The sequence below is a fragment of the Nocardia sp. CA-145437 genome (assembly GCF_050956485.1).
Taxonomy (GTDB): Bacteria; Actinomycetota; Actinomycetes; order Mycobacteriales; family Mycobacteriaceae; genus Nocardia.
In genome coordinates, this window is record NZ_CP191204.1 from 5,804,761 (window position 1) to 5,829,165 (window position 24,405).

Consider the following 24,405-nt stretch of genomic DNA (forward strand, 5'->3'; position numbering starts at 1 on the left):
CGGAGGAATCATGCTCATCCTGCTGGGCGTACTCCCGATCCTCGCCGTCACCGCACCCATCTGGGTCCCGATCTGGTTGGGCACCCAAATCAGCGGAGCGGGCGACATCACCCCGTGACGTAATCCGCAACCAGGGCAAGGGTTTCCTACCGAGTCCCTTCCGAACAGCAGACACGCCCATCGGCAGTTGCGGACGTTCAGCCGCTGCGGATCGCCACAGCCGGTCGATCTTCCGCAGTGCCGCACTGGCCAGGTTCAGTCAGCGCGCCACGCGTCCCACCGCGCACTTCAATTGACTGACTCTAGCCCATAGCCAGCTCCCGAGCGGCGAGCCAGCAGCTCCCCGCCACTTCAATGGGACCTACAACGCCGACCGCCGATAGATGCGCCGCGCTACCGACATATCGACGGAAATCCGCAGTTCACGACGGGTCCGGGTTGTTGTGGATGCTGTACGTGCCACCCCGCAGATTCGAACCGACACAACAGCTTTGCACGGCGCGCTGCCCCCCACCGACCGGGACCCAGGCAACGTCGAGGCGGTCGTGCGATCGCCGGGTCGGCCACCCAACGATCACAGGCCCATTCGTCCCACAACGTCCATAGGAAAGCGCCTGGTAGCCATATGGTTCACTTAACATCCACAACTGACCGAGATGCCCGTTTCGGCGTGATGCCAACGGCGATGCCAAGAACCTCGATAAATGTTGAAAGGCGTTCCTGGAAACTATTGGCCAGGAACGCCTTTCGTAGTAGCGGGGACAGGATTTGAACCTGCGACCTCTGGGTTATGAGCCCAGCGAGCTACCGAGCTGCTCCACCCCGCGTCGGGTAATGACAACCGTACACAGGGGGCGGAGGATGCGCCTAATCGGCTCGTCAGGGGCTGTTTTCAGGCAGGCGTCGGGGTGGGGTGCAGGGGTTCGGGGGTGGAGTGGTCGGTGGTGGTGAAGTGGCGGGCGACGAGCATGAGGGCGAAGGCCGTGAGGAGCATGGCCACCAGGACCGCGATCGAGGTCCAGAACATGGTGTCGTACAGGGCGATGTCGGCGCGGATGACGGCACGGCGGGCGAAGGTCATCGGGGCGATGTCCTCGAAGGGACGGAACGCGGGAGGGGTTGTGCCCGCGGGGAATACACCGCCGAAGGTGAAGATCTGGAACATATAGAAGGCGAAAGCGGCGATCGAGCCGGTGACGCGGCCGAACACCACGATGAACAACTGCGTGGTGACCGCGGCCACCGCGCCGACCAAGACGATCACGGCCGCCATGACCGGCCACTGCTCGGGCGACCAGCCCGCCGAACTGCCGTAGCCGGCGGCCAGCGCGGTCAGGACGATGACACCGGCCGCGCCGACCGCGGAGCCCCGCAGCAGAGGTACGGCGGTGCGTCGCCAGGGGGTGCGGCCGGTCGCGGCTCCACGCCACGGGCGCACCAACATCCAGAGCACGATGGCGGCCAGGAACGCGCCCATGACCACCAGGACCGGGCCCGCGCCACGAGCGATCTCCTTGTGGCTGCGGTCGCCGCCGCGGACCAACTGGCTCGGCTCCTGGTTGCGGACGTCCATGGTGACGGGCTGGGCGATCACGTCGGCGGAGGCCGTGGTGTCGGTGATGTGGGGGGCGGCGGAGGCGCCGTCGCGGAGGCCGGAGTCGAGTTGGGTGGCGCCGTCGTCCAATTGGGTGACGCCGGAGCGGAGTTCGTGGCCGCCGTCGGCGAGTTGGCGGAGGCCGGTGGAGAGTTCGGTGGCGCCCGCGCCGAGTTGGATCGCGCCGTCTCGGAGCTGGGTGGAGCCGTCGGCCAGGGCCAGCACGCCGGCGCGGTATTCGGCCTTGGGGTCGGTGAGCTGGCGGGCCAGTTCCTTGGTGCCGTCACGCAATTGGGTGAGCTGGCCGACCAGGGAATCGGGGTCGCCGGGGCGCTGGCCGATCAAGCCCTTCAGCTGGGTGGCGGCGTCGGCCACGGACGGGTCGGGGTTCTTGCTCAGCTCGTCGAGCAGCGGGTTCAGTTGGGTCGCGAGCTTTCCGGCGGGTTCGACCACGTCGAGCAGGGGCGTGATGATCTGGTCGACGCCGTCGCGGATCTGGGTCGCGCCGGTGCCGAGCTGGTCGGTGCCGGTGATCAGCTCGTGGGCGCCGTCGGCGAGTTGCACGGTGCCGGTGTGGAGTTCGCGGGTGCCCGCGACCAGTTGGGAAGCGCCGGTGGCGGCCTCGTCGAGACCGCTCGAGAGTTGTCCGGAGCCGTCGGCCAGCTGAGCGGTGCCCTGCGCCAACTGGGTCGCACCCTTCGACGCGTCGCCGATGCCCGCGCCGAGACTGTTGACGCCGACCAGGATCTGCGAGGCGTAGCTGCGGCCGATGGTGGCGGCGATCTGATTCTGGGCGTCGGCGATCACGCTATTGGCGACGGCGGGGCCGAGGGTGCCGTTGAAGTCGTTGTACCAGACCGCGATTCGGGCGCGCTGCGGCACGGGATCGGTCACGCTCAGCACACTGCGAGTGAAATCCGCGGGGATGACGACGGAGAACGCGTAGCGGCTCTCGCGCAGGCCCTGCACGGCTTCAGCGCTGCTGACCCGATGGAACTGCAGCTCGCCGCCGGACACCAGGGTGTCGAGAATCTCGGTCCCCATGTTCTGGGCCTTGCCGTCGGAGACGCCGCCCACATCGTCGCTGGCGACCGCCACCGGAATCCGCTTCAGATACAGTTCCGGGTCCCACATGATCCACATGTAGACCGCCGAGATGAGCGTCGGCACCACCAGGAACAGCACCACCAGGACCCGGAGCGGACCCGAGGCCCGGCGCGTCCGGAGCAGCTCGCCGATGCGTGCGCGAATGGATGTCGATCTGTCTGCCACGGCGAAACCCCGATACTGCCCAGTGAAACGGTCGAGCCCAAGCTAGTTGGTCGCTCGTCCAGTATGTGGGGATTCGGGGAAATTGTCCTGCCGAGTCAGCGAATCGCGTCCACCACCAACGCGGTCGTGTTATCGGTGCCGCCACGCGCGAGCGCCGCACCGACCAACCCCTCCGCGACCTGACCCACCGAGGAACCCTGCGCCAGGATCGATTTGATGAGCGGCATGCCCAGCTGCTTGCCCACCCCGTCACTGCACAGCAGCAGCCGCCCCGCGCTCGACCCGGTGGAGGCCCGGCCGATGTCGCCGGGGCGCACCGTGCGCACCGACGTGGTCACCAGATGCCGCATGCCGGGCAGCGGATCGTGCCCGCGCGCCCGGAAGTACTCGGCCACCGTGTGATCGGTGGTCATGCGGTGCAGGACACGGCCGTTCCAGCGGTAGGCCCGGCAGTCTCCGACCCACGCGACATCGCACGGACCGTCCGGCTGCCCCTGGCTCGGCAGCACCGCGACCACCAGCACACAGTCGGCGGCCGACTCGGGTAGCTCGTCCACCAATCCCTTTTGCGCCGCCAGGATTGCGGCCTGCGCGCCCTCCGTAACCGCCACCTTCGCCGCGATCGAGGCCGCCAGCCGCGCCGCCCGGGCCGCCGCCAGATGATCACCAACCCCGTCGGCCACCACGAAAGCGCTGCGCCCACTTCGCGTATCCGTGAAAGTGGCGAAGGCGTCCGCGTTGACGGTCCGCCGCCCCAGCCGGGTCACCCCCGACCCCGCAACCCGGACGAGCAGCGCGCCGGCATCGGCTTCTTCCACCTCGATGGCTTCGGTGTGCACGACCCGACCTCCTGGGACTCGGTCTCACGGGGTGCTGACGACCAGCACTACCCATTCAACGGGCGAAACCCCTGCTCCGCTCCCGAATTGCCTGTGGGCTTGCTGAGGAACCGCCGAACCGACCCCGCGTATTCAGTGCTACGCCATGTAACGGATACCATCGCATTCGTGGCCAAGCTGAAGGTTTCCGTAGACGTCCCGATCCCGCCCGACCAGGCCTGGTCGCACGCCTCCGACCTGCCCGAACTGGACAAGTGGCTGACCCTGCACGAAGGCTGGCGCGGACCGATCCCCGACGACCTCACGCCCGGCACCCGGCTCATCGGCGTCGCTACCGTCAAGGGCTTCCGCAACCGGGTCACCTGGACGGTCAAGACCGCCGAACCCCCGAACCGCCTGATCCTCAACGGTTCCGGAATCGGCGGCACCAAGTTCGGCATCGAACTGCGCGTCGCACCCAGTTCGAACGGCTCGCAGGTCACCGCGAACTTCGAACTGGGCGGCGCACCCCTGTTCGGGCCCATCGGCTCGGCGGTCGCGCGTGCCCTGCGCGGTGACGTCGAGCGATCCCTGGAACGCTTCGTTCAGCTCTACGGCTGAATTTCTCGCAGTGCCAGGCGAATTCGAGACCCGAAGAGTCGGCACTCCATAACTTCCGATCAGAAATCACGAATTCCCTTCCACTGACAAGTACAAATTGTAAATACGAAGACAGCGATCCCGTGTCTAGAATTCAGATCATGCAGGTGCATACCCAACAATTGCGCTGCCTCATGACGGTCGCCGAAGAGAAGAGTTTCGCCAGCGCCGCGCAGCAGCTGTGCATTTCCCAGCAGAGCGTGAACGCGCAAATGAGGCAGCTGGAGCGGGCGCTGGACATCGTCCTGTTCGCCCGCACCACACCCGCCATCGAGCTGACCGCGGCCGGTTCGGCGTTTCTGCGGGACATCAGCCGAATCGACAACCTGGACACGGCGATCGAACGCGCCCTCGATATCCAGCACGCGGAGCAGGATCGCCTCGTCCTGGGGACGCTCGAAGGCGCGGCTCTTACCCTCACCGAACCGATCCTCGACGCGTTCCAGCAGCGCCATCCCGGGGTCACCGTGCAGCAGCGGCAGTCCAGCTACGACGACCCGAGCGCGGGGCTTCGAGATGGCGCGGTGGACGTCGCACTCGTCCGGCGGCCCTTCGCCGACAAGGGAATTCACTGCGAAACCCTGTTCGCCGAACCCCTGATGGTCATGCTCCCCACCGACCACAGGCTCGCCGACCACACCCGGGTCCACGTCGGAGACCTGGTGGACGAGACCATGATCGGCGCGTCCTCCAAGGACCCCGAATGGAACGCCTTCTGGGAACTGGACGCCTACCGCGACGGCCGCCCGGCACCGATCACCCACCGCACCGCGTCGGCGCTGGAATCCCAGTACAAGGTGCCACTGGGCCTCGGCATCGTGGTCACGGTGGCCGCCGCACGCTGGCTGCCGTTCCCGGGGATCCGGCTGGTGCCGATCACCGGCGCCGCCCCGAGCGAGGTCGCCGTCGGCTGGCGCGCGGCGGGCGAGAGCGCCCTGGTGCGCTCATTCGTCGACGTGGCCACGAAGATCCGGGACACCCGCCACGACCTGGTCGACCCGCTGCAGCGCCCCGACTTCACCGACCGGACGATGCCGTTCCAACCGTAATCGTCGATCACAAAGCAACCGCGGGACAATTCGACTCCCCCGCCGACATTCTTCCGGTGTTCCGGGAGACCGAATTGTCTTTGGCACGTCAACCGATGTCCCGCTGGACACATGCGGCCGAGAGAGACGTCGCCTATTACCGTCGCGGCCAATAGATTTCACTGAACACAGTTGACGGGGGCACCGCTGTGCGGTGCCACCCCATCGGCTCACGTCGAGACGTCCTATTTGGTGGTGATCTTCAGGCCGGGGTTGGCATCGAGGATCGACTTGATCGGCTGCCCGTACGACTGCTTGGGGCCGTCGCACTCCCAGCGATCGGTGCCGACCGCGATACCCAGTGCCTTGGTGCCAGTCACCATGGCTCCACCGCTGTCTCCCGGAATCACGCACAGCGTCGCGGAGAAGGTGTTGGGCACCTTGGCGCCGTGAGGACCGGTGTTGATGGGCACGTTGACGGCGGTGATGACGCCGCAGGTGTATTGGGTGGTGTCGCCGGACTTGCACACCGGTGCCCCGACCACGGGATCGGCGGTGCCGGTGATCCGCACCGGGTCCCCGCCGTAGGTATCGACGAAGTTGTTCTTGAAACGGGGAGCGGCACTGTCGTCGATCTTGATCAGCGCGTAGTCGCCGCCATTGACGACGACCTTGTCGAATTCGCCGACTTTCTCGTGCTCGAGGCTTGCCCTCTTCCTCACCCACGTGGCGTAGGCGCCGCCCGCGTCCTCGCGGTGTGTGTCGCAGTGTCCGGCGGAGATGTTCACGACGTTGCCGTCACCGTCGACGGCATTGAAACCGAACGAGCAAGGAGGCTGGGGGTCCGTGTCGTGCTCGGTGTCGTAGCCCTGGCCACCCATGATGGCGTTGGCGGCCGGCGGCTTAGGCGTAGTGGTGGTCGGCTTGGGTGTGGTGGTGGTGCCGCCAGCTTTGGCGACGGTGACTTGCTGGGTGGTGGTCGATCCGGCGACACCGTCGCGGCCGGAGAAGATCGCCTTGACGGTTATCTTGCCGGCGGTCTCGGGGGACCACTCCATGGTGGCGGTGCCGTCAGCTCCGACGGGCTGTTCTTCGTAGCTGTTCTTGTCGTCCTCGAAGGTGACCGTGCCGCCCGCCCCCGCGGGGCTGACCTTCGCGGTGAGGGTCATGACCTTGTCGACGGTTGCCCCGGTGATCGGGTTGAGGGTGATGGTGCTCTGCCCGGCCGGCGGCTTGGGCGTGGTGGTGGTCGGCGGTGTCGTGGTCGGCGGTTCCGCCGAACCGAGAGCCGGCCCCAGCACCGTGCGCACGAACCCCAGGAAGTCGGGCAACTGCAGACTCGACCCGTCGGCGACCTCGCGCACATTCAACGCGACGTCGTTGCGGACCGGATCGATCGTGGCACCACCGACGCGGCCCGACAGCGCCGCGGGCAGATTCTGAATCCACCCGGTCAACTGACCGAGCTGGTCGAGCAGGGTGCGCTCGCTGCGCGGCTGATCCTGCACCCGGTACCCGGCGACCTCGACCGCGGTACGCGCGGCAGCCCGATCCGGTCCCGCAGCCACACCGATCATCGGCGCACCTGCCTGATCGAGCCAGGCACCGGCGAAGGACTCGGGGAACTTCGCGCGCATCGAATCGGCGAACGCCGCCAACTGCTGCCCGGCGTCCGCACGCTCGAGGTACTGGGCCGGCGTGAGCCCCAGATCGCGCTGGATCGCGGCCACCAAGGCGGCGGGCAGCGCGGGCGACGCCGGTGCGTCGGGCTCGGCGTGTACAAGGGACACTGCGGGCGCGGCAACGAGCAGCGCTGTGGCGCCGATCATCGCGGCGCGGCGGGTGTGAATTCTGCGCATGAGGGGTCTTTCGGATTGCGGGTATCCGGGCCCGACCGGAAGGTCGGACCCGGACCGGTGCGGAATGAATGTGAGCCCTTCAACTCACACCGAATAAGCTATCCAGGACCGGATTCGAAGAGAAATCACTCTTTCCGATCCACCCACAACCGCGAATTGTTGTTCATTACAGGCGCATTCGGTCGCCGATCGGAGCGACCGGCACCCTGGTTGCGCGCATGATAGCGATCAGCCGTTCCAGGTCCGCTATGCGCTTACGGAGTCGCCTGTTCTCTTCGGAAATTCGCACGTAGCGGCTCGATTCGCCGACTCCCGCTTCACTTTCCGCCTGCCTGATCCACAGGCGCAGTGCTTCGTGATGCACCCCGAGTTCGGCTGCCATTCCGCGGAAGGTCGGCTTGGGATCGGATTCCCGGTACAGCCGGACGGCGTGCGCCCGCAGCGTATCCGGGTACTTCTTGGGCGGCGCCACGGCGACCCCCTTTCTGGTCGACGCCGAAAGACGTTAGCCCACAAGCAAACCCAAGTGAAATCAGAATTTTGTGGCCATTGACAACCACTGGCTGTCAATCGCGCCGGATGCGCTCCCTCGGCCGATCCAGACCCTACCCGACCTGAAATCTCTCGATAAATCATTCTTTGTTGCCGATTGCCACGTTCGACTTGTCAATCGTGGCCGCAATTGACAGATCCACCTTGTGAATGAACCCGAGATTCTGATTTTTCTTGCCCCCCTTGGTGTTCTAGCGTAATCACGACATTCGGGCGCGAATTGCGAAGCCCCGAACCCTCCCATTCCACGCCCTATTGCCGGAGGAGTACATCCATGAAGCCCAGCCTCGTGCGAGCGTCCGTCGTCACGTCCCTCGCGCTGCTGCCGCTCGGCCTCGCCGCGAGTCCCGCCCAGGCGGATCCGCAGGCTCCGTCGACCGTCGATTTCCAGTGCCAGGCCAAGCCCCCGATCGGAGAGGCGCAGACCTTCACGATGGCGCTGGGGGTGTCGGGCGCCGCACCGAGCGTCGCGAGCGTCGGTGAGGCGGTGGCGATTACGCTCACGCCGGCTGCCCAGCAGGTCACCGACTCCGTCTCCGGCCATGCCCTCCGTAGTCTGCGCGGATTCAAGCTGTCCATGCCGGTTCCGACGAATTCGACGTATGTGTCGAGCACGGTTTCCGGCGGCACGGTCGCCGCGACGGTCGGGCAGTCGGGTGGCCGGATCACCCTCGACGCGCCCGGAACCGCTGCGGCCGGAGCCAGTTTCACCCTGCCCGCGGTGACCGTGAACGTCACCGCGTCCGCGGCCGGGACCATCACCAGCACTCTGGCGGGCACCAGCTTCGACGATCCGGGTCTCACCTTCACCGCATCGGTGGATTCGGGCACGATCCTCGGCGCGATCGACGTGCCCGTGAAGTGCTATCCCGGTTCCGCGCCGACCCTGACCAGGACCACGGTGACGGCCGGGAACCCGGGCGGCAACCCCGGTGGTACTCCGGGCGGCAACTCCGGATCCGGAAACAGCAACTCGGGGTCGTCGCGTCTGCCGGGCCTGGCGGCCCTCACCGGTTCCGCCGGCTCCTAGGCGAGACCCGACACCGCGAAAGAACGTGCGAGCCGATAGATCCCGGCTCGCATACGGCCCCTCCGCAGCGGGGGCCTGTCGGGCACTGCCGGCCGCCGGTTCTTCTCCCACAGCCGGATCGGCCGGCGGTGCTCGACGCATCGGACGGAGTTCCGAAATCCCGTCAATGACAAAGGACATCCCCATGACACACGTAACCGCCCGCGCCGCCGTCGGCGCGGCCGCCACCGTCGCCCTCGGCGCGGTGACGCTGCTCGGTTCCGCCGCCGCCGGCGCGGCCCCGACGACGATCAACTGGGACAACGGCTCGAGCCACTACACCCGGACGGTGAGCAATACGACTCCGCGGGTGGGTGAGAAGATCACCGTCAGCACCAAGATCGAGCGGACCGGCTCGGAGGAGAAGATCAACTGGTTCAAGGACTTCCACGACGCCTGCCTGACCTATGTCACGAATTCGGCGAAGCTGACCGACACCAGCGGCGAGCACCCGGTCGAGCCCTACCTGGAGATCAGGGACGACTTCATCGCGGGTGATTTCACCGCCACCAGCTACAAGGTGGTCGCGAAGGCGGGCTCACCGGCCCTATTCAGCGCCCAGTACACGGTCGGCACCGACTGCGAGGAGGGCTCGCAGCTCGACAGCGGTATCGAATACCTGTCGAGCGCCGGGAAAGCCAGCTTCACCAACCAGGGGCCCGCGATCACGGTCTCCAAGGCCTCGACCGCCACTTCCACCACCACGCTCGCGCCCGTGACCGGCGCGGTGGCCGGCAAGGCCGTCGCCCTGACCGCGACCATCGCGCCGGCCCAGGCCGGAGGCTCGGTCACCTTCAAGGACGGCAGCACCGTCATCGGCACCGCCCAGGTCGGCAGCAACGGCAAGGCGACCGTCCAGTGGACGCCCGCCGCCGCCGGACAGCACACCATCACCGCCGAATACTCCGGCTCCAACGCCGCTTCCGGCTCCCAGGCGACCGCGAGCGTCACCGTCACGTCCTCGGGCGGAACGGGCGGCACCGGCGGCACCGGCGGCACGGGTAGCGCCGACGGCATCCTCAGCAGCCTCGGCTCCCTGCTCGGCGGCACCGGCGGCACCGGTAGCGCGGACGGCATTCTCAGCAGCCTCGGCTCCCTGCTCGGCGGCACCGGGTCCAGCAAATAGCCACGACCCCGCCGGCTGAACACAGAGCGGCCCGGAACCACAAGGTTCCGGGCCGCTTTCCTGTCTGGTTCCCAGCTACGAGAACATCGGCGATGAGATGCATCCGGGCGTCGCGAGGTGACCGCTCACGTAGGCGGAATTGCCCCAGCCGGTGGCGTGGTCCGCGGACCACGCCGCCCCGCGACAGCGGCTCCGGCGCCGACCTGGTCGCCCGCGGCGAACGCGCCGCGATAGCGGCTCAATTCGCCAGCAGGCGTTCCAGATCCGGTCGACGGCGACTGGCTCGGCCCATCCGGCAACGATCCAGGCGTGCCCGGAGAGACCTGAACCCATTGGGATCCAACAAGTCCCGGCAGAGGACACTGCGTCCTCGCCCGGACACAGATCGAGCCGCACCCGGTTGGCCGGGTGCGGCTCGAGTTACTCAGCGAGCGTGCCTACTTGAGTTTGCGGCAGTACAGGGCGTCCGGGTGACCGCCTCGGGAGTTCCAGGAGAAGCCGATGCCCGCGGCGTACTCGTCGGAGTTGCACTGGCCCTTGTAGTGGTTGGCAGCGTAGTCTCCGCCTTCGCCGGAGGCTGGGCGGTTGTCACCCTTGTCGTCCCACACGGTGCGACCCGCGCCGGCGAGGGGGATGCGGCCGGGGGCGCACAGGATGGCGGACATGCCGCCACCGTTCAGGCTGTAGCCGATCATGAACTGCCCGTTCTGGCACTGGTATTTGGTGAAGCCGTTGGCCCAGTCGGTGTCCACCTTCTCCTCGTTCACCTTGTTCGCGAGCGTGCCAGGCCTCCACAGGTCGCCCTCGTTGGAGTCAGTGCACAGACCTCGCCTGCCTGTCGCGCTGATCCCGATCAGACGCTGGTCATCGGGGCACACCATTTTCGTTGCGCCCGAATCCCAATCGTTGCCCGCCCGCAGCGACGCATTGTGGTCGGAGTTGGTGCCGTAGAGCATCGACCAGGCGCGCACGGGCGAGACCTGCCCGGACTTGCCCTTCTCGCCCACCAGTCGACGGAAGTACCCACCGCGCCAGTCACCACCGTTCGAGGTGACACTGCTCAGGTTGCCGTCGGCGGCGTAACGCAGCAATCCCCAGTTATCGCCTTGATCCGGGGTCTGGTAACCGACGATCGGCCAGTAGGCCCAGTCCAGGTCGCGGCTGATCAGGTAATCGACCATGTTCGCGAACCACGCTTTGTCCTGCTCACTGCCCTGGGTTCCGACGCCGAATTCACTGATCCACACCGGTGCGGTGAAGTGCTTGTCGGGCGTCGTCGCCACATACCCGGCAAGCTCGTCCATCGAGCGGAACAGGTCATCGCGCGACATCTCGCGGAAGCGAGTGTCGTGGGTTTCACCCAGGCCGGTCGCGCCGGTGTGGTTCGGGCCGATGTAGCCGTAGAAATGCGCGCTGTACACGACCTTGTGTGAGCGGGTGAGCGTCGAGCTCAGCCAGCTCTGCGGCTTCAGCATGGGGCGTTCGTGCGGGAACAGGTCGGAGGGGATGCCGGTCCAGTTCAGGCCCTCGATCATGATGAGCAGATTCGGGTTGGCGGTGGTCAGGATTCGATCACCGGCCTGGCGGGAGGCCGCCTCCCAGTCCTGGTTGTCGCCCCAGCCCACATTGGGGTCGTTCCAGGTGGTCCGCCGGATCTCGTTGCGCAGGTCCGCGCCGATGACCCCCGGGTTGCTCTTGTACCGGGCGGCCATGAACGCCCAGTCGTCCACCCATTTTCCGGTGTCCTGGCCCGAATTCCAGAATTCGTTGCCGTCGTTCGAGCAGCACCATTTCGTCGTGGTGGTGTGGTTGTTGAGGATGACGCCGAGCCCGGCATCGGTCAACGCCCGCACCGCCCGGTCGTACACCTCGAGCGGCTTGAGGCCATTGAGCGAGGGATTGGCGGTCAGGCCCCGCACCGGCCGGTCGTCGGTGATCATCTCGTTCGAGAACGGCAGCCGAATGCTGTTCAGCCCCAGCGCCTTGAAGTCCTTGACCAGCTTGTCCATCGAGACGCGCTCCAGGCCGAGCGGTGCTCGATGACCGACTTCGCCGCCCTGATTGTTGGCCGGATCCTCGTCGTCGCCATTGCCGTTCCAGGTACCGCTGGAGCCGTGCCAGTTACCGGATTGCAGTTTGACCCGGTTCCCGTTCGCGTCGACGATATAGCGCCCACGGGTACTGAGCGGGCCTTTCAGATCCGATCCCCCCGGGCCCGAGCCCCCGCAACCGGCAGATCCGGTGAAAAGGCACGGCCAAGCTTCGCTGGTAGGCGCGAAATACATCCCCAGGGCAAGCAGCATCGCGGAGACCAGGGTGAACGCCGACAGCGCCTCCCACCCCGGCCGCCGTCGAAAACGGTATTCAGTCAACGTCATTCGAGTTCCTCATCCGAAGGTCGATCACCGGTGCTACTTACTGGAACCGGTCCCGAGCAGCGAACCGAGGCTGCCGGTGGAGACGCCGCCGCCCCCGTCGCCGTCCTTGGCGACGGTGATGAACGGTCCGTAGCTGTTGTAATCGCCCTTTCCGAGCGAACCCATGTAGGACGCGCCGCTCGAGAGGGGGACGCCGCGGGCGCAGCTCGCGCCGACGGTGTACTTCACGGTGAAGGTGGCCGGGCTGGCGGCCTTGACGAATACGCGGTAGCTGGTGGCCATGAAATCGCCCGCGGTGAAGCCGGGCTTGACCTCGAGATAGGGCTCGACAGCCTTGTCGCCGGTGCCGTCGTTCATCGTGGCCGAGCCGGTGACGTAGGTCAGGCAGGCGTCGTGAAAGTCCTTGACCCAGTTGAGCTGCAGGTCGGGACCGGTGCTGCGCTCGAACTTGGTGGTGACCGTGATGGTGTCGCCGGCCTTCGGATTGGCGTCACTGACGGTGCGGGTGACGCTCGCGACGCGGTCGGTCCACGTGACGGAGTCGGGGGCGGCGTGCGCCACGCCGGTGCTCAGCAGGGTCAAGGCCGCCGCGGCGGTCACGGTGCCGGCGGCGATACCGTGCCGAGTTGCTCGGTGTGTCATTGAATTCCTTCGGACGCAATACGGTTGATTGGAACGTCGAACCGGGCGCGGCCGACTCATCGGCAGAACTGTAGGGCGATGTCTTTTCCCTGTGAAACGCTGATTTCGGATGGATCCACAGGTTTTGATTGTGAAAGCATTTCGCCGGGTCAGCGCCCTGATTCAGGGCGGCACGGCCACTGCCGGTCCCCCATTCACGGCCGATGAATTCGCCTGCCGCGGCTCGGCCACTAGAATCTGGGCATTCGCACAGGATGCCGGATGCCTGTGCGCCGAACAGGGTTTGGGAGGCATGGGCGGTCCCGCGCGCGAGCAACCCCGACAGGAACGCAGCCGGCTGCGGCGCGAGGCGCTGGTCCGCGCGGCGCTGGAGTTGATCGCCGAGCAGGGACCCGCGGCGGTGACCCATCGCAAGGTGGCGGCCCGCGCCGAACTGCCGGGCGCGACGACCGGATACTTCTTCGCCTCCGTCCAGGATCTGATCGACGAGGCGCTGGCGCTGCAGGTCCGCGACCGCATCGCCGAATTCGGGCCGATGTTCGAGAACGCCCTCGCCGAACGCCCCACCCTCGACGAACTGCTGCGGCTCATCGCGGTCACCGCCGCCCGCTCCCGTACCGCGGTGATCGCCCAGTTCCAGCTGTACCTGGACGCGGGGCGGCGACCCGAACTGGAAGGTCCCGTCACCGAGGCGCTCGAACAGTTCGAAGCGCTCGCCTCCCGGGTGCTGCGCGCCTGCGGGGCCGTCGATCCCGAGGAGGCGGCGGGACAGATCGTGGCCATGATCGATGGTTTCCTGCTGCATCGCCTCGGCCGACCGCGCACCCGCGCGGTGGAAGCCGATTCCCTGCATCAGGCGTTGCGCGCGCTGACGCTGTCGCATCTCGCCGGGCCCGAACGCGACGCGGCCGACCGGCTGCTGCGGCGACGCGTCGGGCCGGAACCCGAGTAGCTCTCCGAAACCCCCAGCGGCACAGCGAATCACCAATAAATCCTGTACAAACGCACAGATTCGAATAATCTGTACACTCGCACAGATTTCAGCCTCGATCGAGATGAGGACATATGCGTTCCGCACTGACCGGCCTCGCCGCCGCGGCGGCTGTCGCGACAATGCTCACGACGCCCGCGGCGGCCGACGCGGGCCCGCACGGTTATGAGGAGTACGTCGCCCTGGGCGACTCGTTCGCGGCCGGACCCCTGGTACCGGCCCAGAGCGGCGACTCGGCGAGCTGCCTGCGGTCGGTCGACAACGGGTATCCGGCACGACTGGCCGCCACCCTGGGCATCCGGAACTTCCGTAACGTGACCTGCTCCGGAGCCAAAGCCCAGGACTTCGACAAAGCCGGTCCCGGATGGGGACGCGGCGCGACACCGCAGTACGACGCCCTCAGCGCGAGCACCGACCTGGTCACCCTCACCATCGGAGCGAACGACGCCGGACTGTTCCAGGACCTGCTCGGCTGCTTGAGCCCGGCGCCGGACAACACCGCCCGCGCCTGCGTGGACCGCTTCACCGGCGGCGGCGTCGATCAACTCGCGGACAAGGTGGACGCCGCCGCCTCGACCATCGGCGCCACCCTCGACGAGATCGCGCGCCGCGCACCCCGCGCGCGCGTCATGATCACCAGCTACGGCCAATACCTGCGCCCCGGCGGATGCCCGGACCTCGCGGCCCCGATCACGGCCCGCGACGCCGACTACCTGCAGACCACCATCGACCGTCTCGGCGACCGCATCACCGACCAGGCCGCCATGCACAGCGCGACCTTCGTCGATCTGCGTCGAGCGAGCCTCGGACACGACTCGTGCGCCGCCCCGCGGGACCGCTGGATCGAGCCACTGCTGCCCGCCTCCCCGGCCGCGCCGTTCCATCCCAATGCCCAAGGCGGACAAGCCTTCGCGAATCTGATCGCAGAGGCGCTGTGAGGAAGTAGCGGGAGAGGATCGAACACCTGCGGACGATCAGTCCGCGACCAGGTTCATGCGGAGGAACTCGGTGATGCGGAGTAATTTCGGTGGACGCACCGCCCCGTTGAGGAAGGCCTGGATGGCCTCGTCCGCTCCGACCAGGCGCGGTGCGGTGAGTTCCACGTCGGCCCCGTCGATCCGGAGGACGGCTCCGCCGGCCGCCAGGACATTGCGCACCCAATCCGAGCGCGATCCGTACACGGGGACGAACAGGTAGCCGCCGTCGACCGGGTAGGCGTCCATCGGGGTGCGATACGTCGCGCCGGAGACCCGGCCGACGTGTGTCAGCACTGGCCACTTCCCGCTCGCGATCGCGCGCGGGTTGAACACCCGCTTGTTCACGTGCCCCCACCATCTCGGCATCGGCATGGTGCATCTCCTTCTGACGGTAGTGCGCATGACTTCGCGGCCTTACGCGCGTAAGTCACCCTTACGTGTGTAAGGTTGGCTTACGATCGTAAGCCTGTCAACACCTCGTCCAGGGAGCCGCCGTGTCGCGACCATCGCAACCACTGAGCAGGGAACGCGTGCTGGAGGCCGCCATCCGAGTCGCGGATCGCGGTGGCGTGGAAGCGATCACGATGCGGCGGGTAGCTCAGGAGCTGGGCGTGGAGGCGATGTCGCTGTACCACCATGTGCCCAACAAGGACGGCCTCCTCGACGGCGTCGTCGACACGGTGTTCGCGGCGATCGAACTCCCCGCACCCGGAGGCGGCGACTGGCGTGACGCGATTCGCGTGCGCGCCCGGTCAGCCCGAGAGGTTTTCTCTCGGCACAGCTGGGCGCTCGGACTCATGGACTCCCGGCGCCACCCGGGACCGGCCACGCTCCGCAGCCACGACGCGGTGCTCGGCGTACTCCGCGCAGCGGGCTTCCCGCTTCCGCTCGCCGCGCACGCGGTGTCGCTCATCGACAGCTACACCAGCGGATACGTTCTCCAGGAAGCGAACCTGCCGGCGACGACGCCCGCCGACGTCGGCGACGTGGCGGGCGCGATCCTCGAACGCGTGCCGCCCGACCAATTGCCGTACCTGCGGGAAATGATCGTCGACCACGCCCTCGGGACGGACTACGACCACACCGGCGAATTCGCCTACGGCCTGGACCTGATCCTCGATGCGCTCGAGGATCGCCGGAAGCTCGGCTAGTCCCAATCGAACCAATCGAAGAACTCGAACGGCAGTAGATGCTTGTACCAGCCCGGAGGGATTCCCCAGCCCGGAGGGAACAAGAAGTGCTTGCTATCCCTGACCTGGTCCGAGTGCTGATCGACAGGGGTGGGGGCGTAGTTGGTGACCACATCGGCCTGGGTCGGTACGGTCACGGCGGTGACCGGAGCCACCGCAATAGCACCGGCAAGGACGGCCCGAGCCACCGTTTGCCTGGTCATTGCGAACATTGCTGAACCTTTCTGATGATCGAACGGTCGCATCATCGCGATGCTCCCGAATCCCGCACTGTCGGCGGTGTACGACGAGGTCGACCGCGCGCGGGGAATGCCACGAAGGCCCAGGGGCAATGCCGGGGGTCTGCGCCCCCGCAGAGGGGGCCGACGTGCGCCACGGTAGGCAGTCAAGGTCAACGGCGGGCTACGTTCGCGCCGATTCTCGGAGTAGATCAAGCGCGACATCGACCCCCCGCCGAGCTGGGCGCGGCGCGCTGCTTCGAGACCGAGGACACGATCTGGGCCGGCGACGCCAACCTCCGGTTCCTGGCGAACAGTTGGCGCGTACTCGTCCGTAGACGCGAGAAAGGCCCGGAACCTGATGGTTCCGGGCCTTTTCGTAGTAGCGGGGACAGGATTTGAACCTGCGACCTCTGGGTTATGAGCCCAGCGAGCTACCGAGCTGCTCCACCCCGCGTCGGTGAACACAACATTACACACGGCCGAGCAGATGCACCAAATCGACTGGTCAGGCGGGATTTCACGGGGATGTGAGCACGCTGGGCGAAGGTCGCGGAGCGAATCGGACCGGACGGTTGCCCGTAAGCGGAGTAATCGAAGTGAAAATCTCCCATTTGAGAGCCTCGCGTACGCGTATGGCCGTTGACATACGCCAGAAACGTGACCGGTGTCACAAATTCCCGGTGATTCGGGTCACATCACGGTGAGATAACAGACCGTTCCGGATCAGCATTTACAGCATAGCCAACCTGCATCAATGCCGATTCTCCAGTCATTCGCTTCATGCAATTCTGACGTTATCAAGACGTGATCTACCGAGATTTCCTCGTTATCGTCAGTCGCGGCCCGGACCAAACCTGCGATGGGCTCCGACTCGAACCGCTGCACTCCGGAAACCCTGTCCCGCGGTCGAGCACCCCGACTCCTGGGGACAGGGACACGGCGGAGCATCCGCGCCGGGCCGGTCGGCACAGGGAGGGAAAAACACATGAAACAGAACCGGAAGATCAACACCCGCGCCCTCGGCCTCGCCGCCGTCACCGGCGCACTTGTTGCCGTCCCGTTCGGCTTCACCGCGACCGCCTCCGCCGCTCCGGCCCACGACTGGGACGGCGTCGCCCAGTGCGAGAGCGGCGGCAACTGGGGCATCAACACCGGCAACGGCTACTACGGCGGCCTGCAGTTCTCGCAGAGCACCTGGGCCGCCAACGGTGGTTCCGGCAACGCCGCCAACGCCAGCAAGGCCGAGCAGATCCGCGTGGCCGAGAACGTGCTCGCCTCCCAGGGCGTCGGCGCCTGGCCGGTCTGCGGCCAGTACCTGCGCACGGGCATCTCCGAGCCCGAGCCCGCCCCGGAGCCCGCCGCCCCCGCGCCCGTCGCCCCCGCGGCCCCCACCGACCGCCAGGCCCTGATCGACCAGGCCAAGGGCGTCGCCAACACCGTCGCCGGGCAGCTGGGCATGCAGGATCAGTACAACCAGATCCTCGCCTCGAACGCCGGCCTCATCGAGACCTGGGGCAAGTAGCCCGAATCTCCTTCCTTTTCCGGAAGATACGGAAAGGTGCTGCGTCAATGGCGACGCGGCACCTTTCGCTATTTCGAGGCAATAATTCTTATTGTGCGACAGTAATTTCCGTGTCGCGCAAAGCGAAAGGCGCTGCCATCCAACGGATGACAGCGCCTTTCACGTCAACGGATCAGCTACCGGCCTTCTGGTAGTTGTTCACCGCGGTCTGCAACTGCTCGAGCGCCCTGCCCAGCGCGCCCAGATCGCCCGACTTCTGCGCGTCCTGCACCTGCCGCAACGCGTCGTCGAGCTGCTTCACCGCCGCGTCCTTACCGGTGGATCCGGTCGGCGGAGGCGGATTGGCCGGCGTCGCGCCCTGGGTGGGCGGCGTGGCCGCTTGTCCCGGTTGGTCGGTCGCGGCATTGCCGGCGGCCGGCAGGACCTGGTCGAGGGCTTCCTTGACCGTCGCACCGTAGCCGACCTTGTCGCGGTAGCTGGCCAGGACCTTCACCAGCTGCGGGAAGGACGGTGCGTTCGGACCGCCGGTATTGCGTTCCAGATACCAGGGTTCGACATAGAGGATGCCGCCATCACCGACCGGCAGGGTCAGCAGGTTGCCGTACTTGATCTTGTTGACATTGCCGCCCGTCAACAGGTTCCGGTCCCGCGACACTTGATCGGCCGTCGTCATGGACGTCTGCGTCTGACCCGGGCCCGCGGTCTGTGAATCCGCGGGCAACCGGAGCACCGTCAGCTTGCCGTAGTTCGCCGGATCCGAATTCGCCTGCAGGTAGGCGGACATGTAGTTCCGCTTGTAGCCCACGATGGCGCTGGTCAGATTGAACTGCGGCTTACCGGTTTTCGGATCGCCGAGCAGCACGTAGTACGGCGGCTGGTGGGCGCTGCTGGCCGCACCCTCCTGGGTCGGATCATTGGGCACCGACCAGAAGGCGTTGCCATTGAAGAACTCCACCGGATCGTCGACGTGGTACTTGGCCAGCATCTCGCGCTGCACCTTGAACAGGTCCTCGGGATACCGGAAGTGCGAACGCAGCTCGTCGGAGATCTCGCTCTCCGGCTTCACCGAGTTCGGGAACACGCCCATCCAGGCCTTGAGCACCGGATCGGTCTTGTCCACCTCGTACAGGCTGACGGTCCCGTCGTAGGCGTCCACCGTCGCCTTCACCGAGTTGCGGATGTAGGAGACTTCCTTGCGCGGTAGTAGACGCCCCGTGGCCTGGTCGATGCTGTCCTCGACCGCGCCGTCGAGCGGAGTCTTCTGCGCGTACGGGTAGTTGTCGAGGCTGGTGTAGGCGTCCACGATCCAGACGATGCGGCCCTTCACCACGGCCGGGTACGCATCGCCGTCGGCGGTCAGCCACGGCGCCACCTTGGTGACGCGCTCGCGCGGACTGCGGTTGAAGATGATCTTCGAGTCCGACCCGATGGCGCCCGAGAACAGGATGTTGCGCTCGGCGTACTTGGCCGCGAAGGCCAGCCGGTTGAACCAGTTGCCGATCTTCACGCCACCGGCGCCGTCGTAGGTGAACTGGTCGGTGGGGGTGTCGTATTCACGCGCGGTCTGGCCGTTCGCGCCGACGATGGCGTAGTCGGCGTCGGTCTTGGAGATCAGCTCGCCGTAGTAGATGCGCGGCTGATCGACCGGAATGGCCTCCTTGAGCCCGGCCTTCTTGGTGATCAGGTCGCTGACCGTGGACAGGTCGCCCACGGTGAACACGGGATAGCCGTAGCCGCCGTTGGAGTCATTGCCCGCGCTCTGCCCGGCCTGCTGGGATTCCTTGGGCGGGGCCGCGTTCACCTTGTTGGCGGGCGAGGCCACGAAGCCGTTGCCGTGCGTGTACACGGTGTGCTTGTTGAGCCAGTTGGTCTGGTTCTCCGACAGGTTCTGCGGCTGGAGTTCGCGCGCCGCCACCACATAGTCGCCCAGTTCACCGTTGACGGTGTAGCGGTCGATGTCGAGCGGGTCCGGGAAGCCGTAGAAGTTCTGCAGCTGCTGGTTGCGCTGAATGAACGTCTGGGTCAGCAGGTTCGGGTCCAGCAGGCGGATGTTCTTGATGGTCTGCTGGTCCGCGGGCGAGGAGACCTGCTCATTGGTCGCCACGCCCTTGTAGTTGACGTATTCGACCTTGTCCGGGGTGAGCCCGTACGCGGCGCGGGTGGCCGCGATATTGCGCTCGATATAGGTGCGCTCCTTGGTGGCCGCGTTCGGGCGCACCGAGAACTGCTCCACCAGCAGCGGCCACACCGCGCCCACCAGCACCGAGGACAGCACCAGCAGCGCCGCCGCCATGGCCGGAATACGCAAGTCGCGCAGCACGACCCCGGCGAAGAAGGCGATGGCGCAGATCACCGCGATGGACAGCAGGATCAGCTTGGCGGGCAGCACCGCGTTGATGTCGGTGTAGGAACCGCCGGTGAAGGTCGGCTCCTTGCGGGTGCTCGACAGCAGCGCGTACCGGTCGAACCAGTAGGCGACCGCCTTGAGCGCCACGAAGATTCCGGCCAGGATCGCCAGCTGCACCCGCGCGGAATTGCTCAGCGTGCCCTCCCGCCCCGACAGCCGCAGCCCGCCGAAGACGTAGTGCGCCACCAGGTTCGCGAAGAACGCGATCACCACCGCCACGAACAGCCAGTTCAGCACCATCCGGTAGAACGGCAAGTCGAAGGCGTAGAAGCCGACGTCGAGATGGAACTGCGGGTCCTGCACCCCGAACGAGCCGCCGTGCAGGAACAGCTGCACCGTCACCCAGTTCGACTGCGCCACCAGACCCGACAGCACGCCGATGAGCAGCGGGATGCCCAGGCCGAACAGACGCAGCCGGCTCATCACCGTGGTTCGGTAGCGGGCGATCGGATCGCCGGGACCGCTCACCGGCACGAATACCGGCCGGGTGCGGTAGGCCAGCAGCAGCGCCAGCCAGATGATCGCCGCCACGACCACCGCGACCACCAGGAACAGCAGCGCCCGGGTGAGAAGCACGGTGTGGTAGACGTTGCGGAACCCCACCTCCCCGAACCACAACCAGTTGGTATAGGCGTCGGTCAGCCGGGGCCCGACCAGTAACAGCGCGGCCAGCACCAGGGCCGTGACGAGCAGAATGCGGCTGCGTCGCGACAGCGAAGGTAAGCCGGTCGGGGGGCGCATGCCCACGATGCCACTCTCCCAGGGTCCGGCGACGTCCGAGCCGGGAAACCGGCGCCGAACGTCGCAGTCCGATGATGCGAGCTGGTCCCAGGGGACCGTTCGCGCCCCACTCTACGTAAAACGCCCGCCGCGCGGCCCAACACCTGCCGCGTCGGACAGGGATTCACGAGATGCGAGGATGACCGGGTGAATCCAGAGCAGTGGGCGGCGTCGGCCCTGTACCGGTGCATTCGGGAAGTCGCGGAGTATGCCGACGGTGAAGGCTGGGATCGGCCGCCGCAGATGTTCGCGCTGGTCCCGACCGCGGACCTGGTCGCCGCCGAGCCCGCGCTGCTCGATCAGCTCGACGAGAAGGACGCGCTGACTCCCATTGCGCAGGAGCCGTTCCCGGAGGACATCGCCGGGGAGGCCGACGCCATGGCGCTCGACGAATTCCTGGGCACCACCAGCTGGCCGGCCTCGGTCGAGGGCTGTGTGCTGGTACAGCAGATCGTGGTGCTGCCGCCGACCGCCGAACAGTCGCTCGACGACGCCATCGCGCCGCTGCTCGCCGACCGCGACGCCGCCGACCAGGCCGGTCGACAGGCGGCGCTCACCCACGCCGAACGCCGCGACGCCCGGCTGTACGTCGGCGTGCTGCGTGACGGCACCTCGCTGTCGCTGCTGCAGGTGCGGCCCAGCGAGGAGGAAGAGGACCCGTTCGGCGACCTCGACCTGCGCACCGCGCCGAACCTCGCCCCGAACCTGGTCGAGGCGCTGCGACACACCCTCGAGAACGACCCCGACGAGTTCTGACTCCGCGCCGGGCGAGGATCAGCCGCAGGTCGGCGCGTCCTTGCCCGCATTGATGTCGTCGAGAGCCTGGACCGCGCCGGACAGGTTCTCGACCTTCACCAGACGCAGGCCCGCGGGCGTGCGCTGCGCGGCCTCGTTGCAGTTGGCGGCCGGGACCAGGAAGGTCTCGGCGCCCTTCTCACGCGCGGCGATCATCTTGTACTGGATGCCGCCGATCGGGCCGACCTTGCCGTCCGGATCGATGGTTCCGGTGCCGGCCACGAACTTGCCGCCGGACAGGTCGCCGGGGGTGAGCTTGTCGATCAGGGCGAGGGTGAACATGAGTCCGGCCGAGGGGCCGCCGATCTCGCCGAGATTGAACGCCACCTTGATCGGGCCCTTGGAGATCTCGTCCGGGGTGATGCCCAAGTAGCCCTTGCCGGAGTCGTCGGGGCGCGGGGCCAGGGTGATCTCGGCGGTCTGCTCGACGCCGTCACGACGGAAGACCACGCCGATGGCGGTCCCGGGCTTGACCGAGGAGACCGCGGCGACAACGTCTTTCGCGGTGACGATGTGCTTGCCGTCCACCGACACCAGTTCGTCGCCCTTGCGCAGCACATCCTTGGCGGGGCCGTCGTCGGAGACATTCGCGAGCTGGACCGCGGTCGGCAGCTTCAGATAGTTCAGCGCCGCCAATTCGGCGGAGTCCTCGGAATCCTTGAACTGCTGCTGATTGGATTTGTCTACATCGTCACGTGTCTGCCCCGGGGGATACACCTCGGCGCGCGGCACCAATCCGTGTTCGCCGCCGATCCACAGCCGGAACGCGTCGAAGATATTCAGCTGATCGCGAACGGAGACGGTCGTCATATTGAGATTGCCGGAAGCGGATTTCAGCTCCGCGCCCTGCACGTCGACCACCTGTTTGCCGTCGAATTCGCCCAGCGTATTGAAGGTCGGACCTGGTCCGAGCGCCACGAACGGCACCGTGACGACACTGCCAACGATACCCAGCGCCAGAATCGGGATCAGAGCGGCGAGCAGGGTGAATATCCGACGGTTCACGCGGCCAAGGGTACTGGTCATCGAGGCCATTGCCGCGCTCCGCTCGGCGGTTCGTGTGATCCGCGGCTCCAGTACCGTAGTGGGTATGAGTGATTTCCCGTTCGGATTCTCGAATCGCGACGACGACCCGGAGCGCAAGCCCGGCGACGAGTCCAGCGGTTCTGATGCGAACAACCCGTTCGGATTCGCCATGGGCGGCCCGGGCGGTGGCGGATTCGATCCCTCGCAACTCGGCCAGATGCTCTCGCAGCTGGGCGCCATGTTCTCGAGCATGGGTCAGCCGGGCGCATCCCAGGCCGGACCGGTCAATTACGACATCGCCAAGCGGCTGGCCCGCCAGCAGCTGGGCGCGAGCGTCACGCCGGTCTCCGCAGGGGCGCAGAAGGCCGTGACCGACGCCTCGCACCTGGCGGAACTGTGGCTCGACGCGGCCACCACCTTCCCGGCCGGCGCGAACAAGACCGTCGCCTGGACCGCCAACGACTGGATCGAGGAGACGCTGCCCACCTGGAAGCGGCTCTGCGACCCGGTGGCCGAACAGGTTTCGGGCATGTGGACCGCGACGCTGCCGGCCGAGGCCCGCGAATTCGCCGGGCCGATGATGGGCATGCTCGGCCAGATGGGCGGGCTCGCCTTCGGTTCGCAGCTGGGCCAGGCCCTGGGCCAGCTCGCCAAGGAGGTGCTGACCTCCACCGACATCGGGCTGCCGCTGGGTCCCGCCGGCACCGCCGCGCTGCTGCCCACCGCCATCTCCGAATTCAGCGCCGGGCTCGAGCAGCCCGAAAGCGAGATCCTGGTCTACCTGTCCGCCCGCGAGGCCGCCCACCAGCGGCTGTTCGCGCACGTGCCGTGGCTGCGCCAGCAGGTGCTGGGCGCGGTCGAGGACTACGCGCGCGGCATCAAGATGGACTTCTCGGCCATCGAGCAGGCCGCGGCGGGCCTGGACCCGATGACCCTGGCGCAGGATCCGTCCAAGCTGGAAGAGCTGCTGTCCCAAGGGACTTTCGAACCGCAGACCACGCCCGAGCAGAAGGCCGCGCTGGAACGGCTGGAAACCCTGCTCGCCCTGATCGAGGGCTGGGTGGAGACCGTGGTGAGCGACGCCGTCGGCGACCGGCTGCCCGGCGCGGGCGCGCTGGCCGAGACGCTGCGCCGCCGCCGCGCCACCGGCGGCCCCGCCGAGCAGACCTTCGCGACCCTGGTCGGCCTGGAACTGCGACCGCGCAAGGTGCGCGAGGCCGCCGCGCTGTGGCGGCGACTGACCGACGACACCGGCCTGGAGAAGCGCGACGGCGTCTGGGCGCACCCGGACCTGCTGCCCGACTCCTCGGATCTGGACTCCCCGGCGGGCTTCATCGACTCGGTGCTGGGCGGCGGGTCGACGGTGTTCGACGATCCGCTGGCGCAGCTGGCCGAGACCGAGGCGCGCGAACGGGCCGAGAAGGAGGCCCGGGGCGGCGACGCCGAGGCCGGAACCTCGGACGGGGAAGACACCAAATAAGAGTTGTGGATAACCCGC

The 24,405-nt window shown here is 67.0% G+C and carries 20 protein-coding genes and 2 tRNA genes; 10 read left to right on the forward strand and 12 right to left on the reverse strand.

The features are described from left to right. Positions 1–753: 753 nt before the first annotated feature. The 3 genes from ACQPYY_RS27035 to ACQPYY_RS27045 form a co-directional block, all read right to left on the reverse strand. Positions 754–827: transfer RNA gene (locus ACQPYY_RS27035), tRNA-Met, on the reverse strand. A gap of 65 nt (positions 828–892) precedes the next feature. Then, the gene (locus tag ACQPYY_RS27040) at positions 893–2,866 is read right to left on the reverse strand and encodes a YhgE/Pip family protein (protein WP_433591487.1); all 1,974 of its coding nucleotides are present in this window, start codon (positions 2,864–2,866) and stop codon (positions 893–895) included. A 95-nt stretch (positions 2,867–2,961) separates the two neighbouring features. Further along, positions 2,962–3,705 carry a PP2C family protein-serine/threonine phosphatase gene (locus ACQPYY_RS27045; protein ID WP_379094305.1) on the reverse strand — a complete coding sequence of 248 codons (744 nt, stop codon included), beginning with the start codon at positions 3,703–3,705 and terminating at the stop codon, positions 2,962–2,964. A 168-nt stretch (positions 3,706–3,873) separates the two neighbouring features. Here ACQPYY_RS27045 and ACQPYY_RS27050 point away from each other — a divergent pair, with 168 nt between their 5' ends. Continuing rightward, positions 3,874–4,305: a type II toxin-antitoxin system Rv0910 family toxin gene (locus ACQPYY_RS27050; RefSeq protein WP_433591488.1), complete on the forward strand. Its 432-nt coding sequence runs from the start codon at positions 3,874–3,876 to the stop codon at positions 4,303–4,305. A 140-nt stretch (positions 4,306–4,445) separates the two neighbouring features. Next, positions 4,446–5,393 (forward strand): LysR substrate-binding domain-containing protein, encoded by a 948-nt coding sequence (locus ACQPYY_RS27055; RefSeq protein ID WP_433591489.1) that lies wholly within the window; start codon positions 4,446–4,448, stop codon positions 5,391–5,393. Between the two features lie 224 nt (positions 5,394–5,617). Here ACQPYY_RS27055 and ACQPYY_RS27060 read toward each other — a convergent pair whose 3' ends face one another. Next, positions 5,618–7,231: an Ig-like domain repeat protein gene (locus tag ACQPYY_RS27060; RefSeq protein ID WP_433591490.1), complete on the reverse strand. Its 1,614-nt coding sequence runs from the start codon at positions 7,229–7,231 to the stop codon at positions 5,618–5,620. Between the two features lie 166 nt (positions 7,232–7,397). Beyond that, positions 7,398–7,703, reverse strand: a complete 306-nt coding sequence (locus tag ACQPYY_RS27065) for a transposase (protein WP_433591491.1) — start codon at positions 7,701–7,703, stop codon at positions 7,398–7,400. 354 nt (positions 7,704–8,057) lie between these two features. Here ACQPYY_RS27065 and ACQPYY_RS27070 point away from each other — a divergent pair, with 354 nt between their 5' ends. Together ACQPYY_RS27070 and ACQPYY_RS27075 are read left to right on the forward strand one after the other, a co-directional pair. Continuing rightward, on the forward strand, positions 8,058–8,813 hold the full coding sequence (locus ACQPYY_RS27070) for a hypothetical protein (protein ID WP_433591492.1): 756 nt from the start codon (positions 8,058–8,060) through the stop codon (positions 8,811–8,813). Positions 8,814–8,997: 184 nt separating this feature from the next. Continuing rightward, the gene (locus tag ACQPYY_RS27075) at positions 8,998–9,978 is read left to right on the forward strand and encodes an Ig-like domain-containing protein (RefSeq protein WP_433591493.1); all 981 of its coding nucleotides are present in this window, start codon (positions 8,998–9,000) and stop codon (positions 9,976–9,978) included. Positions 9,979–10,415: 437 nt separating this feature from the next. Here the strand turns inward: ACQPYY_RS27075 and ACQPYY_RS27080 are convergent, their stop codons facing one another. Together ACQPYY_RS27080 and ACQPYY_RS27085 are read right to left on the reverse strand one after the other, a co-directional pair. Further along, positions 10,416–12,356, reverse strand: coding sequence for a glycoside hydrolase family 5 protein (locus ACQPYY_RS27080; RefSeq protein WP_433591494.1), 1,941 nt, complete (start codon positions 12,354–12,356; stop codon positions 10,416–10,418). Positions 12,357–12,389: 33 nt separating this feature from the next. Then, a complete protein-coding gene (locus tag ACQPYY_RS27085; protein ID WP_433591495.1) occupies positions 12,390–12,998 on the reverse strand; it encodes a hypothetical protein in 609 nt (202 codons plus the stop codon). Between the two features lie 292 nt (positions 12,999–13,290). On the opposite strand from ACQPYY_RS27085, the gene ACQPYY_RS27090 reads away from it, so the two are divergent. After that, positions 13,291–13,950, forward strand: a complete 660-nt coding sequence (locus ACQPYY_RS27090; protein ID WP_433591496.1) for a TetR/AcrR family transcriptional regulator — start codon at positions 13,291–13,293, stop codon at positions 13,948–13,950. A gap of 113 nt (positions 13,951–14,063) precedes the next feature. Continuing rightward, on the forward strand, positions 14,064–14,927 hold the full coding sequence (locus ACQPYY_RS27095; RefSeq protein ID WP_433591497.1) for an SGNH/GDSL hydrolase family protein: 864 nt from the start codon (positions 14,064–14,066) through the stop codon (positions 14,925–14,927). A gap of 36 nt (positions 14,928–14,963) precedes the next feature. On the opposite strand, the gene ACQPYY_RS27100 is transcribed toward ACQPYY_RS27095, so the two are convergent. Next, positions 14,964–15,338: a nitroreductase family deazaflavin-dependent oxidoreductase gene (locus ACQPYY_RS27100; protein WP_433591498.1), complete on the reverse strand. Its 375-nt coding sequence runs from the start codon at positions 15,336–15,338 to the stop codon at positions 14,964–14,966. A 122-nt stretch (positions 15,339–15,460) separates the two neighbouring features. Here ACQPYY_RS27100 and ACQPYY_RS27105 point away from each other — a divergent pair, with 122 nt between their 5' ends. Next, positions 15,461–16,117, forward strand: coding sequence for a TetR/AcrR family transcriptional regulator (locus ACQPYY_RS27105; RefSeq protein WP_433591499.1), 657 nt, complete (start codon positions 15,461–15,463; stop codon positions 16,115–16,117). Here the strand turns inward: ACQPYY_RS27105 and ACQPYY_RS27110 are convergent. Both ACQPYY_RS27110 and ACQPYY_RS27115 read right to left on the reverse strand, forming a co-directional pair. Next, positions 16,114–16,404, reverse strand: a complete 291-nt coding sequence (locus ACQPYY_RS27110) for a hypothetical protein (protein ID WP_433591500.1) — start codon at positions 16,402–16,404, stop codon at positions 16,114–16,116. The two genes, ACQPYY_RS27105 and ACQPYY_RS27110, sit on opposite strands and share 4 nt — an antisense overlap. A gap of 353 nt (positions 16,405–16,757) precedes the next feature. Further along, positions 16,758–16,831 (reverse strand) — tRNA-Met (locus tag ACQPYY_RS27115). A 531-nt stretch (positions 16,832–17,362) separates the two neighbouring features. On the opposite strand from ACQPYY_RS27115, the gene ACQPYY_RS27120 reads away from it, so the two are divergent. After that, positions 17,363–17,899, forward strand: a complete 537-nt coding sequence (locus ACQPYY_RS27120; protein WP_433591501.1) for a transglycosylase family protein — start codon at positions 17,363–17,365, stop codon at positions 17,897–17,899. A gap of 172 nt (positions 17,900–18,071) precedes the next feature. On the opposite strand, the gene ACQPYY_RS27125 is transcribed toward ACQPYY_RS27120, so the two are convergent. After that, positions 18,072–21,053 carry a UPF0182 family protein gene (locus ACQPYY_RS27125; RefSeq protein ID WP_433591502.1) on the reverse strand — a complete coding sequence of 994 codons (2,982 nt, stop codon included), beginning with the start codon at positions 21,051–21,053 and terminating at the stop codon, positions 18,072–18,074. Between the two features lie 180 nt (positions 21,054–21,233). Here ACQPYY_RS27125 and ACQPYY_RS27130 point away from each other — a divergent pair, with 180 nt between their 5' ends. Next, positions 21,234–21,842 carry a PPA1309 family protein gene (locus tag ACQPYY_RS27130; RefSeq protein ID WP_379094274.1) on the forward strand — a complete coding sequence of 203 codons (609 nt, stop codon included), beginning with the start codon at positions 21,234–21,236 and terminating at the stop codon, positions 21,840–21,842. 18 nt (positions 21,843–21,860) lie between these two features. Here ACQPYY_RS27130 and ACQPYY_RS27135 read toward each other — a convergent pair whose 3' ends face one another. Continuing rightward, a complete protein-coding gene (locus ACQPYY_RS27135) occupies positions 21,861–22,886 on the reverse strand; it encodes a YlbL family protein (protein WP_433591503.1) in 1,026 nt (341 codons plus the stop codon). Between the two features lie 85 nt (positions 22,887–22,971). On the opposite strand from ACQPYY_RS27135, the gene ACQPYY_RS27140 reads away from it, so the two are divergent. Further along, entirely contained in the window at positions 22,972–24,387 is a 1,416-nt protein-coding gene (locus tag ACQPYY_RS27140; RefSeq protein ID WP_433591504.1) for a zinc-dependent metalloprotease, read from the forward strand. Positions 24,388–24,405: the final 18 nt, after the last annotated feature.

Bases quoted from the DNA above. Each gene is read 5' to 3' on its own strand.
- ACQPYY_RS27055 (WP_433591489.1), top strand. From the start codon at position 4,446: ATGCAGGTGCATACCCAACAATTGCGCTGCCTCATGACGGTCGCCGAA.
- ACQPYY_RS27060 (WP_433591490.1), bottom strand. From the start codon at position 7,231: ATGCGCAGAATTCACACCCGCCGCGCCGCGATGATCGGCGCCACAGCG.
- ACQPYY_RS27070 (WP_433591492.1), top strand. From the start codon at position 8,058: ATGAAGCCCAGCCTCGTGCGAGCGTCCGTCGTCACGTCCCTCGCGCTG.
- ACQPYY_RS27075 (WP_433591493.1), top strand. From the start codon at position 8,998: ATGACACACGTAACCGCCCGCGCCGCCGTCGGCGCGGCCGCCACCGTC.
- ACQPYY_RS27080 (WP_433591494.1), bottom strand. From the start codon at position 12,356: ATGACGTTGACTGAATACCGTTTTCGACGGCGGCCGGGGTGGGAGGCG.
- ACQPYY_RS27085 (WP_433591495.1), bottom strand. From the start codon at position 12,998: ATGACACACCGAGCAACTCGGCACGGTATCGCCGCCGGCACCGTGACC.
- ACQPYY_RS27090 (WP_433591496.1), top strand. From the start codon at position 13,291: ATGGGCGGTCCCGCGCGCGAGCAACCCCGACAGGAACGCAGCCGGCTG.
- ACQPYY_RS27095 (WP_433591497.1), top strand. From the start codon at position 14,064: ATGCGTTCCGCACTGACCGGCCTCGCCGCCGCGGCGGCTGTCGCGACA.
- ACQPYY_RS27100 (WP_433591498.1), bottom strand. From the start codon at position 15,338: ATGCCGATGCCGAGATGGTGGGGGCACGTGAACAAGCGGGTGTTCAAC.
- ACQPYY_RS27110 (WP_433591500.1), bottom strand. From the start codon at position 16,404: ATGATGCGACCGTTCGATCATCAGAAAGGTTCAGCAATGTTCGCAATG.
- ACQPYY_RS27120 (WP_433591501.1), top strand. From the start codon at position 17,363: ATGAAACAGAACCGGAAGATCAACACCCGCGCCCTCGGCCTCGCCGCC.
- ACQPYY_RS27140 (WP_433591504.1), top strand. From the start codon at position 22,972: ATGAGTGATTTCCCGTTCGGATTCTCGAATCGCGACGACGACCCGGAG.